Origin of the sequence: Roseateles saccharophilus, assembly GCF_004342485.1 — a bacterium.
In the GTDB taxonomy this organism is placed as follows: Bacteria; Pseudomonadota; Gammaproteobacteria; order Burkholderiales; family Burkholderiaceae_C; genus Pelomonas; species Pelomonas saccharophila.
On sequence record NZ_SMBU01000026.1, the window covers coordinates 37,289 to 49,662 of the forward strand.

A 12,374-nucleotide genomic window follows, 5' to 3' on the forward strand; every position below is an offset into this window, starting at 1 on the left:
CGGGCCCGTCGGTTCGGGAGGGGATCAGGCCGCGGCGGGGGCGCCGTCGGTGCTGACCGGCGGCGTGCCGCCCGTCGGGCCGCTGGACGCGGGCGGCGTGTCGCCGGGCGCGCGCGGCGGGCGGCCGGCCATGATGTCCAAGATCTGGTCGCGATCGATGGTTTCCCACTTCATCAGCGCGGCGGTCATGGCCTCGACCTTGTCGCGGTTGTCCTCAAGGATCTGCTGCGCCACGGCGTACTGCTGGTCGAGGATGCGGCGGATCTCGCCATCGACCTTCTGTTGCGTGCTTTCGCTGATGTTGGCCGTCTTGGTCATGCTGCGGCCGAGGAAGACCTCGCCCTCGTTCTCGGCATAGACCATCGGGCCGAGCAGCTCGCTCATGCCGTAGCGCGTGACCATGTCGCGGGCCATGCGCGTGGCGCGCTCGTAGTCGTTGGAGGCGCCGGTCGAGATGTCGTGGACGAACAGGTCCTCGGCGATGCGGCCACCGAACATGATGCTGATGCTGTTGAGCATCTGCTTGAAGTAGAGGCTGTGCTGGTCACGCTCGGGCAGCTGCCAGGTCACGCCCAGCGCGCGGCCGCGCGGCATGATGGTGACCTTGTGGACCGGGTCGGTGTTGGGCAGCAGCTCGGCGACAACGGCGTGGCCGGACTCGTGATAGGCCGTGGCCTTCTTCTCGTCCTCGGTCATGACCATGCTCTTGCGCTCGGGGCCCATGTAGAGCTTGTCCTTGGCGCGCTCGAAGTCGATCATCTCGACGAGGCGGGCATTGCGGCGGGCGGCGAACAGCGCCGCCTCGTTGACGAGGTTGGCAAGGTCGGCGCCGCTCATGCCGGGCGTGCCGCGCGCCAGGATGGACGCGTTCACGTCCTGGCCGATGGGTACCTTGCGCATGTGCACGTTCAGGATCTGCTCGCGGCCGCGGATGTCCGGCAGCGTCACGTAGACCTGGCGGTCGAAGCGGCCGGGGCGCAGCAGGGCCGGGTCGAGGATGTCGGGGCGGTTGGTGGCTGCGATGACGATGACGCCGAGGTTGGTGTCGAAGCCGTCCATCTCGACCAGCATCTGGTTCAGCGTCTGCTCGCGCTCGTCGTTGCCGCCGCCCAGGCCGGCGCCACGGTGGCGGCCGACAGCGTCGATTTCGTCGATGAAGATGATGCAGGGCGCGCTCTTCTTGGCCTGCTCGAACATGTCGCGCACGCGGGCCGCGCCGACGCCGACGAACATCTCGACGAAGTCGGAGCCCGAAATCGTGAAGAAGGGCACCTTGGCCTCGCCGGCGATGGACTTGGCCAGCAGCGTCTTGCCGGTGCCCGGAGGGCCGACCATCAGCACGCCGCGCGGGATGCGACCGCCGAGCTTCTGGAACTTCTGCGGGTCCTTCAGGAAGTCGACCAGCTCCTTCACCTCTTCCTTGGCCTCGTCGCAGCCGGCCACGTCGGCGAAGGTGACGGTGTTGTTGTTCTCGTCCAGCATGCGGGCCTTGCTCTTGCCGAAGCTGAACGCGCCGCCCTTGCCGCCGCCCTGCATCTGGCGCATGAAGTAGACCCAGACGCCGATCAGCAGCAGCATCGGCGTCCAGTTGATCAGCATGCTGATCAGGAAGCTCTGCTCCTCGCGCGGCTTGACGTCGAACTTGATGCCGTTGTTGCGCAGGTCGCCGATCAGGCCGCGGTCGAGGTAGGTGGCCGTCACGCGCAACTTCTTGCCGTCGGTGGTTTCGGCCAGGATCTCGGCGCCGCTGGCGCCGCCCTCGGTCAGCGTGACCTGCTTGATGCGGCGCGCCTGCACCTCATCGAGGAACTCGGAGTAGCCGATCTGGTTGCCCGGCGCCGTCGCGCCGCCGAACTGCTTGACGACCGCGAACAGCACCAGCGCGATCACGATCCAGACGGCGAATTTCGAAAACCATTGATTGTTCACTGCGACTCCTTGGCCCTGATGACCCAGCGCGGGTTTCAGGACAGTGGGGGCGATTTTAGGTGACGCAAGGGGATGAGCCCTGAGATCAACGGGGTTTCAATCCGATACCGACCAAGAATGTCTCGGAGGAGCGCTCCCGCGAGGCCTTGGGCTTGACCACCTTGACCGTCTTGAAGGTGGCGCGGAACAGGGCCACGAGTTCGTTGTAGCCGCTGCCGTGGAAGACCTTGGCCACCAGCGCACCCTCAGGCTTCAGGTGGCTGCCGGCGAAATCCACGGCCAGCTCGATGAGATTGGAGATGCGGGCGGCGTCGGTGGACGCGATGCCCGACAGATTGGGCGCCATGTCCGACACGACGACGTCGACCGGCCGGCCGGCCAGCGCGGCCTCCAGTTGGGCCAGCACCGCGTCTTCCTGGAAATCGCCCTGGATGAACTGCACGCCCTCGATGGGCTCGAAGTCCAGCAGGTCCAGCGCGATGATGGTGCCGTTGAGCTGCCCCACCGCCGCCCCACCCTGCCCCGCCTCCTTGGGCGCGAACCGGCGGCGCAGGTACTGACTCCAGGCGCCCGGCGTGGCGCCCAGGTCCACGACCACCTGGCCCGGGCGTATCAGCTTGAGCTCCTCGTCGATCTCCTTGAGCTTGTAGGCCGCGCGGGAGCGATAACCATCCTTCTGGGCCTGCTGCACATAGGGGTCGCTGACGTGATTGTTCAGCCACGCCTTGTTGAGTTTCTTGCTTTTGGTTTGAGTTTTCATGCCTACGGGATAATACGGGGATGCCTCAAATCAATCTGACCCCCGCCCAGCGCAAGGACAAGCGCGCCGATGCCCACCATCTCGACCCCGTCGTGATGATCGGCGGCGAGGGCCTGACGCCCGCCGTCGTGAAGGAAACCGACGCGGCGCTGAAATCCCACGGCCTCATCAAGGTCCGCGTGCTCGGCGACGACCGCGCGGCCCGCGAGGCCATGTTCGCCCAGCTTTGCGACGAACTGAATGCCGCGCCCATCCAGCACATCGGCAAGCTGCTGGTGCTGTGGCGGCCCATCCCCGAGAAGGCCAGGGCCGACCGCGAGGACGCGATGCCCGGCCCGCGCGTCGTGAAGATCGTCAAGTTTTCCAAGAGCGGCAATGCGCGCCCCCAGGTCAGCAAGGTCAAGGTCATGGGCAACGAACGCGTGACCCAGGGCGGCGAGGTCAAGCGCGCCAAGCGGCGCAAGCCCACCAGCGTCAAGAAGTCCTTCGCTGACTGATCCACGCGAGGGCCAGTACGGCAAGGCCCTTCACGCCGAAGAAAGCCAGCGAGACGCCGTGCAGCGCCGCGAAGGACGCGACGCCCACGCCGGCCTTGGCGCTCGCCATCAGCGGCTGCAGGCCGTAGTAGCCGGCGATGGTGCAGAACAGCGCGACGACCGGCAGCAGCAGGCGGGCCGAGAACTGGCTGGCCGAGGTACCCGCCTCCGCCGCGTCCCGCGCAAGGCGACGCTCGATCATCATCAACACCAGGCCCAATGCCAGGCTGAGCTGCGCCTCGATGGCGAACACCCGCGCCACATAGGCTCCCGCCTGCGCGCGTTCCAGCACGGCAAAGGCGCTTGGCGTGGCGACGAAGGCGATGCACAGCAAAAGGCCGCCCCAGAGAGCGGCCAGCAGGGCTTGAAGTTTCAGGAACATCGAAGGCTGTTGTAGTGCCTTACCGAGCGGCTGCCGCGGGGCCGGCTTTGCCGGACCGCTGGCGGCGCCCCCTTGAGGGGGCCGGCGCAGCCGGTAGGGGGTGGGTCATTCGTAGCGCACTTCGATGATTTCGTAGCGACGCACGCCGCCCGGAGCCTGCACCTCGGCCACGTCGCCAGCCTCCTTGCCGATCAGCGCACGCGCGATGGGCGAGCTGACCGAGATGCGGCCCAGCTTGATGTCGGCCTCGTCGTCGCCCGTGATCTGGTAGGTCACTTCGGCGCCGCTGGCCTCTTCCTCAAGATCCACCGTCGCACCGAAGACCACACGGCCGCCGGCATCCAGCGTGGACGGGTCGATGATCTGCGCCGCGGCGAGCTTGCCCTCGATCTCGAGGATGCGGCCTTCGATGAAACCCTGTTTGTCCTTGGCTGCGTCGTACTCGGCGTTTTCGCTCAGGTCACCCTGGGCGCGTGCCTCGGCAATGGCCTGGACGACGGCATGGCGCTCGACAGTCTTGAGTCGGTGCAGCTCGGCCTTGAGCGACTCGGCGCCGCGCTTGGTCAGGGGAATGGTCGTCATGTCAAAACTCGATGGGCAAAAGAGTTCCGCCGCAGCGGCCCAGGGGACCCGGACTGCTGCGGCGGAATTGTTGGATCGGAATTTTAGCTTCAACGTCACATCGCTGAAGCGAGATGAGTTTCCGCTGAAACGCGCGCGTTTCAGGCCAGCTCGGCGTGCAGTTCCTGCAGGGATTGCACGAGCAGGCCGTCCTGGTGCTTCATGCCTTCGACGGCGGCCTCGCAGCCCGCCATCGTCGTGTAGTAGGTCACGCGATTGGCGAGCGCCGCCTGGCGGATATAGCGGCTGTCGGCGATGGCCGTGCGGGTCTCGTCCACCGTCGTGAAGACGAGCTGGATGTCGCCGCCCTTGAGCGCGTCGACGATGTGCGGGCGGCCGTCCTTGATCTTGTTGATCAGCTTGACCGGCACACCGGCCTCCGCGATGGCTGCGGCCGTGCCCTTGGTTGCGACGATGCCGAAGCCCAGCGCATGCAGGTCGCGGGCGATGGCGACGGCGCGGGTCTTGTCGCTGTTCTTCACGGTGATCAGCACGTTGCCCTGGCGCGGCAGGCGCGAGCCGGCGCCGATCTGGCTCTTCAGCATCGCCTCGCCGAAGGTGCGGGCGGCGCCCATCACCTCGCCGGTCGAACGCATCTCGGGGCTGAGGATGGGGTCCACGCCCGGGAACTTGTTGAACGGGAAGACGGCTTCCTTGACGCTGTAGTAGGGCGGCACGACCTCGTGCGGCACGCGGCCGTTGCGGTCGCGCTGGTCCTTCAGCTTCACGCCGGCCATGCAGCGCGCGGCAATCTTGGCGAGCTGCTGGCCGGTGGCCTTGCTCACATAGGGCACCGTGCGCGAGGCGCGCGGGTTCACTTCCAGCACATAGATCGTGCAGTGCTCCAGGCCCTGGGTCACGTCGCCCTGGATCGCGAACTGCACGTTCATCAGCCCGACGACCTTCAGCGCCTTGGCCATGGCCGCGGTCTGGCGGCGCAGTTCGTCCTGCACTTCGCTCGACAGCGTGTAGGGCGGCAGCGAGCAGGCCGAGTCGCCGGAGTGGATGCCGGCCGCCTCGATGTGCTCCATGATGCCGCCGATCATCGTGTCGACGCCGTCGCTGATGCAGTCCACGTCAACCTCGACCGCGTCCTGCAGGAAGTGGTCGAGCAGTACCGGCGACTTCTCGGACACGCGCACGGCCTCGCGCATATAGCGCTCCAGGTCCTTGTCGCCATGCACGATCTCCATCGCGCGGCCGCCGAGCACATAGCTCGGGCGCACGACCAGCGGGTAGCCGATCTCGTTGGCCAGCGTGACGGCCTGTTCCTCGGTGCGCGCCGTGCGGTTGGGCGGCTGCTTCAGGCCCAGTTCGTGCAGCAGCTTCTGGAAGCGCTCGCGGTCCTCGGCGATGTCGATGGAATCGGGCGTCGTGCCGATGATGGGCACGCCGGCGCGCTCCAGGTCCAGCGCGAGCTTCAGCGGCGTCTGGCCGCCGTACTGCACGATGACGCCGGTGGGCTTTTCCTTGTCGACGATCTCCAGCACGTCTTCCAGCGTGACGGGCTCGAAGTACAGGCGGTCGCTGGTGTCGTAGTCGGTCGAGACGGTCTCGGGGTTGCAGTTGACCATCAGCGTTTCAAACCCGTCCTCGCGCATCGCGAGGGCCGCGTGCACGCAGCAGTAGTCGAACTCGATGCCCTGGCCGATGCGGTTGGGGCCACCGCCCAGCACCATGATCTTCTTCTTGTCGGTGGGCTGCGCCTCGCACTCGGCGCCCTCGCCTTCGTAGGTCGAGTACATATAGGCCGTCTGCGTCGAGAACTCGGCCGCGCAGGTGTCCACGCGCTTGTAGACCGGGCGCACGTTCAGCGCATGGCGGCGCTCGCGCACGGCATGCTGGTTGGTGCCCAGCAGCTTGGCCAGGCGCCTGTCCGAGAAGCCCTTGGTCTTCAGCAGGCGCAGCTCGGCCTCGCCCAGGGACTCGATGCTGCGGCCCTTCAGGTCGGCCTCGATCAGCACCAGCTGTTCGATCTGCGCGAGGAACCAGGGGTCCACCGCGGTCTCTTCAAAGATCTCGCCCAGCGTCATGCCGATGCGGAAGGCGTCGGCCAGGAAGAGGATGCGCTCGGGACCGGCCTCGCCGATCTCCTGCACGATCTCCTCGCGGTCGGTCGAGCGCTCGGTCAGGCCGTCGATGCCGGTCTCCAGGCCGCGCAGCGCCTTCTGGAAGCTCTCCTGGAAGGTGCGGCCCATGGCCATCACCTCGCCGACGGACTTCATCTGCGTCGTCAGGCGCGAGTCGGCCATCGGGAACTTCTCGAAGGCGAAGCGCGGGATCTTGGTGACGACGTAGTCGATGCTGGGCTCGAAGGACGCCGGCGTGGCACCGCCGGTGATGTCGTTCTTCAGCTCGTCCAGCGTGTAGCCGATGGCCAGCTTGGCCGCGACCTTGGCGATGGGGAAGCCCGTGGCCTTGGACGCCAGCGCCGACGACCGCGACACGCGCGGGTTCATCTCGATGACGATCATGCGGCCGTTCTTCGGGTTGATCGAGAACTGCACGTTGGAGCCACCGGTGTCCACGCCGATCTCGCGCAGCACGGCGAGCGACGCGTTGCGCAGCAGCTGGTATTCCTTGTCGGACAGCGTCTGGCTCGGGGCCACGGTGATGGAGTCACCGGTGTGGATGCCCATCGGGTCGAGGTTCTCGATGGAGCAGACGATGATGCAGTTGTCCGCCTTGTCGCGGACGACCTCCATCTCGTATTCCTTCCAGCCGATCAGGCTCTCCTCGATGAGCAGTTCGTTGGTGGGCGACAGGTCCAGGCCGCGCTTGCAGATCTCCTCGAACTCTTCCGGGTTGTAGGCGATGCCGCCGCCCGTGCCGCCGAGCGTGAAGCTGGGGCGGATGACCATCGGGAAGCCATTGCCGCCGATCTCGGCATGGATGCGCTTTTGCACGCCCCAGGCCTCTTCCAGCGTGTGCGCGATGCCCGACTTGGCCGAGTCCAGACCGATCTTGGTCATCGCGTCCTTGAACTTCAGGCGGTCCTCGGCCTTCTCGATGGCGACCTCGTTGGCGCCGATCATCTCGACGCCGTACTTGGCCAGCACGCCGTGCTTGTGCAGGTCCAGCGCGCAGTTCAGCGCGGTCTGGCCACCCATCGTCGGCAGCACCGCGTCGGGGCGCTCCTTGGCGATGATCTTCTCGACCACCTGCCAGGTGATGGGCTCGATGTAGGTGACGTCCGCCGTATCCGGGTCCGTCATGATGGTCGCCGGGTTGCTGTTCACCAGGATGACCTTGTAGCCCTCCTCGCGCAGCGCCTTGCAGGCCTGGGCGCCCGAGTAGTCGAACTCGCAGGCCTGGCCGATGATGATCGGGCCGGCGCCGATGATGAGGATGCTCTTGAGGTCTGTACGTTTCGGCATGGCGGTCTGCGCTCTTGGAACTTTTTAGAGAGTGGCCGTGGCCAGCTTGGCCCCGAATCCAACGAAAAGGGCACCGACGCCGGCATTGGCGGTGCTGGCCAGCCTGCGGCGCGCACGGAAGGCAGCGGCCAGGCGGGCGCCGGCAAAGATCAGCGTCGAGAGATAGAGGAAGCTGAGCACCTGGATGATGGAGCCCAGGATCAGGAAGGTCAGCGCCGGGCGCGGATACGCCGGGTCGACGAACTGGATGAAGAAGGACAGCAGGAAGGCGATGGCCTTGGGGTTCAGCAGGCTGACGACCAGGGCCTTGCGGAAGGGCTGGTTCGCATCGACGACACGCGGCGCCTCGTCTGCCTTGCCATCACCCCGCCAGGTATTGAGCGCCCCGCGCAGCAACTGCAGGCCGACCCATCCCAGATAGGCCGCACCCACCATCTTCACGACGAAGAAGATCTGCGGGCTGGACATCAGCAGCGACGCGCCACCGGCCGCGGCCGCCGTCATCAGCACCGTGTCGCCAACGAACACGCCACAGGCCGCCGTGTAGCCGGCGCGCACGCCGCGCTGCGCCGCGACGGACAGCACATACAGCGAATTGGGCCCGGGCAGCAGGATGATGAAGATCGCTGCCGCGATGAAGGTACCGAGGTCGGTGATGCCGAACATGAAGCCCTCCTCAGGACTTGCTCATCATGGACACGAAACGGTCGAACAGGTAGGCGATGTCGTGCGGGCCGGGGCTGGCCTCCGGGTGGCCCTGGAAGCTGAAGGCCGGCTTGTCGGTGCGCGCGATGCCCTGCAGCGTGCCGTCGAACAGGCTGATGTGCGTGGCGCGCAGATGGGCCGGCAGCGTCTCGGGGTCGACCGCGAAGCCGTGGTTCTGGCTGGTGATGCCGACACGGCCGCTGTCCAGATCCTTGACCGGATGGTTGGCGCCGTGGTGGCCGAACTTCATCTTGAAGGTCTTGGCGCCCGAGGCCAGCGCCAGGATCTGGTGGCCCAGGCAGATGCCGAAGACGGGGATGCCGGATTCGATCAGTTGGGCCGTGGCCTTGATCGCATAGTCGCAGGGCTCCGGGTCGCCGGGGCCGTTGGACAGGAAGACGCCATCCGGCTCCAGGTCGAACACGGCGCTGGCGGGCGTCTGGGCCGGCACGACGGTCACCTTGCAGCCGCGCGACGCCAACATGCGCAGGATGTTGCTCTTGACGCCGAAGTCGTAGGCGACGACATGGAACTTCGGGCTGGACTGCGTGCCATAACCGCTACCGAGCTTCCACTCGGTCTGCGTCCAGGTTTCAGCCTCAGTCCGGCTGACGACCTTGGCCAGATCCAGGCCGGCCATCGACGGCGCGGCCTTGGCTGCGGCGACGGCCGTGTCGATGTGGGCCTGGGTCAGCGCCTCGCCGGCGGCCAGCGCCAGGATGCAACCATTCTGGGCGCCCTGGGTGCGCAGAACGCGAGTCAGGCGGCGGGTGTCCAGGCCGGCGATGGCCACGGTACCCTGCTCGCGCAGATAGGCGTCAAGCGTCTTGCCCGAACGGAAATTGGACGCTCGGATCGGCAGGTCCTTGATGACGAGGCCTGCAGCGAAGACCTTGGACGCCTCGACGTCCTCTTCGCTGATGCCGTAGCTGCCGATGTGCGGATAGGTCAGCGTGACGATCTGGCGGCAGTAGCTGGGGTCGGTCAGGATTTCCTGGTAGCCGGTCAGCGCGGTGTTGAACACCACTTCGCCGACGGTCTGGCCCGTCGCACCGATGGACTGGCCTCGGAACACCGTCCCATCCGCCAGAGCCAGGATTGCTTGAGGGGGATGGAGCAGGTCGGTCAGCACAGGGGTCTCCGCAAGTAGGGCGCGTGCCCAGCATCGACCCGTCTGGGGACGGATCAACTTGAAGAAACCGAGGGGGTTTGGCGCCGGGCAGCGTGGGGTTCAGGTAAACCCATCGAGTATAGCCGACTGGGGGTTACTACGGAGGTTTCGTGACTGACTCGTGACGGTCAAAGTGCCGCGATGCCAGCCTTGGCGATCTCGACGTCCTCGCTGGACTTCACGCCGCTGACACCCACCGCGCCAATGCATTGGCCATCGACGAGGATGGGCACGCCACCCTCCAGCAGGCCTTGCAGGCCGGGCACGCTGAGGAAGGACACGCGGCCCTGGTTGATCATGTCCTCGTAGTTCTTGCTCTCCCGGCGGCCGAGCGCGGCCGTGTGCGCCTTGGCCGGCGCGATCTGCGCGGAGATCGGCGCGGCGCCGTCCAGACGCTGCAGCCACAGCAGATGGCCGCCGGCGTCGACGATGGCGATGCTGACCGCCCAGCCCTTGCCGGCGGCATGCGCCTCGGCGGCTGCGGCGATGCGTTTGACGTCTTCGAGTTCGAGTTGGGCTTGCTGTTTCATGGCCTTGATTTCCTGGGGATGGGCTCCAATGTAGCCGCCTGGCACCGGCCTAGAATCGGTGCGGTTTCCCATTCGTCCTTCGGAGGATCGTCATGAACGACAGCCTGCAAACCCAATACGGCTACGCCAACGTGGGCCTTGCTGCCGACCGTCAGCGCGTGCTGCGCAACACCTACTGGCTGCTGGCCCTGTCCCTGGTGCCCACGGTGCTGGGCGCCTGGATCGGCGTCGCCACCGGGGTGTTCCGCATGATGAGCCCGGGCATGAGCGCCCTGGTCTTCTTCATCGGCGCCTTCGGCCTGATGTTCGTCATCGAACGCACCAAGGAGAGCGCCGCCGGCGTCGCCGCCCTGCTCGGCTTCACCTTCTTCATGGGCCTGATGCTCTCGCGCCTGATCGGCTTCGTGCTGGGCTTCAAGAACGGCACCTCGCTGGTCATGACGGCCTTCGGCGGCACGGCTGCGGTCTTCTTCACGATGGCCAGCCTGTCCACCATCATCAAGCGCGACCTGTCGTCCATGGGCAAGTTCCTGGTCGTCGGCGCGGTGATCCTGATGATCGCCGGCATCGCCAACATCTTCCTGCAGTCGTCCGCCATGATGCTGACGATGCTGGTGATGTCGCTGGGCATCTTCTCGGCCTTCATGCTCTACGACATCAAGCGCGTCGTCGATGGCGGCGAGACCAACTACATCAGCGCCACGCTCAACATCTACCTGGACCTCTACAACGTGTTCCAGAGCCTGCTGTCCCTGCTGGGCATCTTCGGCGGCGACCGCGATTGATTGAGTTCTTGCGATAAAGCTGGAAAGGCGGCTTCGGCCGCCTTTTTCATTTGCCGGCCGGCGTGTAGTTCTTCAGCACGTAGGGCGCACTCAGCACGATGGGCTGGCCGATCTGGCCCAGTTGCAGCGCGAGGTTCACCGTGCCAGCGGCAAAGCCCTCCGCCGCCACGCCGCTGACGACGACGGCCTCCAGCTTGTTCGTAAGCGTGACCTGGCCGGACACCACGGCCGTGTAGGGCGCCGAGCCGAGCTGCAGCAGCATCGGAACAACCGCCTTGGCCTTTGGGTCCTCCGTGTCCAGCCGCGCCCACAGCAGGGCCTGCAACTTGTCGCCCTTGGCAATGTCACCCTGCAGCGGCATGACGGCACCGATATCCCAGGCATTGGGCTTGGCGCCGGCCAAGGCCACGCGCAGGCAGGTCCTGCTGGTGGTGGCGCAGGGCACCTGCTGGGTAGACTGGCCCTCGCCGTACACCGACCAGGCCGTCGCGCGCGGCGCGTTGATGAGGTAGTCCAACGCCGGGTCACGCGCCGGCGCAACTGCTGCCACGATTCGGCCAATCAACGCACCATGGATGGGCTTGACCCAGTCGTCGGCTTTCATGTCCCAGAGCACGAAGTCCGAGTCGAACTGCCAGTACGACCAGCCGAAGCCACGCGCCTCGGCGGCCCGCGCCACGGCGGCCGTCCAGGCCACGCGGTGATACATGCCAGCGCTTTCCAATGCGCCGAACTCGCCCATCAGGATGGGCCGCTTGTGCTGGTCGGCCCAGGCCTTGACCCGGTCCATGTCCTTCTGCAGCTTCTCCAGCTCGGCCGGCGAGCCCCAGGTGATGCCAGACAGCTTCTGGAACTGCGGCGTCCAGCTTGCGCCCTGGTGCGTGAACTCCATGGGCGTGTAGTAGTGGAAGGTCACGATGAGCTGCCGGTCGCTGTCGGGCAGGCGCAGGCTGTCCAGGTGGTCCAGCGAGTTCCAGAACTTGGGGCCGACGATGACCCGGCGCGTCGGGTTGGTCTCGCGGATGATGGCCAGGTTCTCGGCCAGCATGTCGTTCCAGATCGCGTCGGCGGCACCGTTAGGCTCGTTCAGGATCTCGAAGATCACCGCGTCCGGCGCGCCCCGGTAGCGCGGCGCAATCTGACGCCAGAAGGCCTGGAGCTGGGCGCGGCAGACGGCCACCTCCTTCGCACATTCGGTGAAGTTGTGCTCGTCAAGAATGACCTGCAGGCCGGCCTTCAGCCCCGCATCCACCAGGATGTCCAGCTGCTTCAGCCAGGCGGCGGGCAAGCGATGCTCGGCGTCCATGTGCACAAAGGCCTGGAGGTTGAGCCGGACGTGATCGAAGCCACCGTCGCGGATGGCCTGCATGTGGCGCGGCTGGAAGCGCGCCTTGGCGGGGTCGGTCCAGAGCGGGTCGTAGCCCACGATGTTGACGCCCCGCTTGGGCACGCTGGGTATGGCCGCGCCATCGGCCTGCGCATGGGCGCCGCCGATCAAGCCAAGCGCCAGCCAGGCGACGCCCAGCAGGCGGGCAAAGTTGAGTCGGGTGAACACGGGCGGCCTCCAGTCTCCAAGTC

General features: G+C 66.4%; 11 protein-coding genes. 2 read left to right on the forward strand and 9 right to left on the reverse strand.

Translation table 11 applies throughout. The features are described 5' to 3' along the window. Positions 1–24: 24 nt before the first annotated feature. A complete protein-coding gene (gene ftsH / locus EV671_RS18660) occupies positions 25–1,929 on the reverse strand; it encodes an ATP-dependent zinc metalloprotease FtsH (RefSeq protein ID WP_132574515.1) in 1,905 nt (634 codons plus the stop codon). A gap of 85 nt (positions 1,930–2,014) precedes the next feature. Next, entirely contained in the window at positions 2,015–2,689 is a 675-nt protein-coding gene (locus EV671_RS18665) for an RlmE family RNA methyltransferase (RefSeq protein ID WP_132574517.1), read from the reverse strand. 20 nt (positions 2,690–2,709) lie between these two features. Between EV671_RS18665 and EV671_RS18670 the strand changes: the two genes are divergently transcribed. Next, the gene (locus tag EV671_RS18670) at positions 2,710–3,186 is read left to right on the forward strand and encodes a YhbY family RNA-binding protein (RefSeq protein ID WP_132574519.1); all 477 of its coding nucleotides are present in this window, start codon (positions 2,710–2,712) and stop codon (positions 3,184–3,186) included. Here EV671_RS18670 and EV671_RS18675 read toward each other — a convergent pair. From EV671_RS18675 to EV671_RS18700, 6 genes are all read right to left on the reverse strand, one after another. Beyond that, the gene (locus EV671_RS18675; protein WP_132574521.1) at positions 3,164–3,607 is read right to left on the reverse strand and encodes a DUF4149 domain-containing protein; all 444 of its coding nucleotides are present in this window, start codon (positions 3,605–3,607) and stop codon (positions 3,164–3,166) included. The genes EV671_RS18670 and EV671_RS18675 overlap by 23 nt on opposite strands. Before the next feature lie 105 nt (positions 3,608–3,712). Then, entirely contained in the window at positions 3,713–4,189 is a 477-nt protein-coding gene (gene greA / locus EV671_RS18680) for a transcription elongation factor GreA (protein ID WP_132574523.1), read from the reverse strand. Between the two features lie 140 nt (positions 4,190–4,329). After that, complete coding sequence (carB, locus tag EV671_RS18685; protein ID WP_132574525.1) at positions 4,330–7,605, reverse strand: carbamoyl-phosphate synthase large subunit; 3,276 nt, start codon at positions 7,603–7,605, stop codon at positions 4,330–4,332. A gap of 24 nt (positions 7,606–7,629) precedes the next feature. After that, positions 7,630–8,271, reverse strand: coding sequence for a leucine efflux protein LeuE (gene leuE / locus EV671_RS18690; protein WP_132574527.1), 642 nt, complete (start codon positions 8,269–8,271; stop codon positions 7,630–7,632). 10 nt (positions 8,272–8,281) lie between these two features. Then, on the reverse strand, positions 8,282–9,442 hold the full coding sequence (gene carA, locus EV671_RS18695) for a glutamine-hydrolyzing carbamoyl-phosphate synthase small subunit (RefSeq protein ID WP_165917640.1): 1,161 nt from the start codon (positions 9,440–9,442) through the stop codon (positions 8,282–8,284). Positions 9,443–9,609: 167 nt separating this feature from the next. Beyond that, positions 9,610–10,011, reverse strand: coding sequence for a GlcG/HbpS family heme-binding protein (locus tag EV671_RS18700; protein WP_132574529.1), 402 nt, complete (start codon positions 10,009–10,011; stop codon positions 9,610–9,612). A 92-nt stretch (positions 10,012–10,103) separates the two neighbouring features. Here EV671_RS18700 and EV671_RS18705 point away from each other — a divergent pair, with 92 nt between their 5' ends. Beyond that, a complete protein-coding gene (locus EV671_RS18705) occupies positions 10,104–10,796 on the forward strand; it encodes a Bax inhibitor-1/YccA family protein (RefSeq protein WP_132574531.1) in 693 nt (230 codons plus the stop codon). Positions 10,797–10,842: 46 nt separating this feature from the next. On the opposite strand, the gene EV671_RS18710 is transcribed toward EV671_RS18705, so the two are convergent. Then, the gene (locus EV671_RS18710) at positions 10,843–12,351 is read right to left on the reverse strand and encodes a glycoside hydrolase family 5 protein (RefSeq protein ID WP_165917641.1); all 1,509 of its coding nucleotides are present in this window, start codon (positions 12,349–12,351) and stop codon (positions 10,843–10,845) included. Positions 12,352–12,374 lie beyond the last annotated feature (23 nt).

What these genes read in the sequence shown, in the direction of transcription:
- EV671_RS18665 (WP_132574517.1), bottom strand. Translation starts at nt 2,689, where the DNA reads ATGAAAACTCAAACCAAAAGCAAGAAACTCAACAAGGCGTGGCTGAAC.
- EV671_RS18675 (WP_132574521.1), bottom strand. Translation starts at nt 3,607, where the DNA reads ATGTTCCTGAAACTTCAAGCCCTGCTGGCCGCTCTCTGGGGCGGCCTT.
- carB (WP_132574525.1), bottom strand. Translation starts at nt 7,605, where the DNA reads ATGCCGAAACGTACAGACCTCAAGAGCATCCTCATCATCGGCGCCGGC.
- EV671_RS18705 (WP_132574531.1), top strand. Translation starts at nt 10,104, where the DNA reads ATGAACGACAGCCTGCAAACCCAATACGGCTACGCCAACGTGGGCCTT.
- leuE (WP_132574527.1), bottom strand. Translation starts at nt 8,271, where the DNA reads ATGTTCGGCATCACCGACCTCGGTACCTTCATCGCGGCAGCGATCTTC.
- EV671_RS18670 (WP_132574519.1), top strand. Translation starts at nt 2,710, where the DNA reads ATGCCTCAAATCAATCTGACCCCCGCCCAGCGCAAGGACAAGCGCGCC.
- EV671_RS18700 (WP_132574529.1), bottom strand. Translation starts at nt 10,011, where the DNA reads ATGAAACAGCAAGCCCAACTCGAACTCGAAGACGTCAAACGCATCGCC.
- greA (WP_132574523.1), bottom strand. Translation starts at nt 4,189, where the DNA reads ATGACGACCATTCCCCTGACCAAGCGCGGCGCCGAGTCGCTCAAGGCC.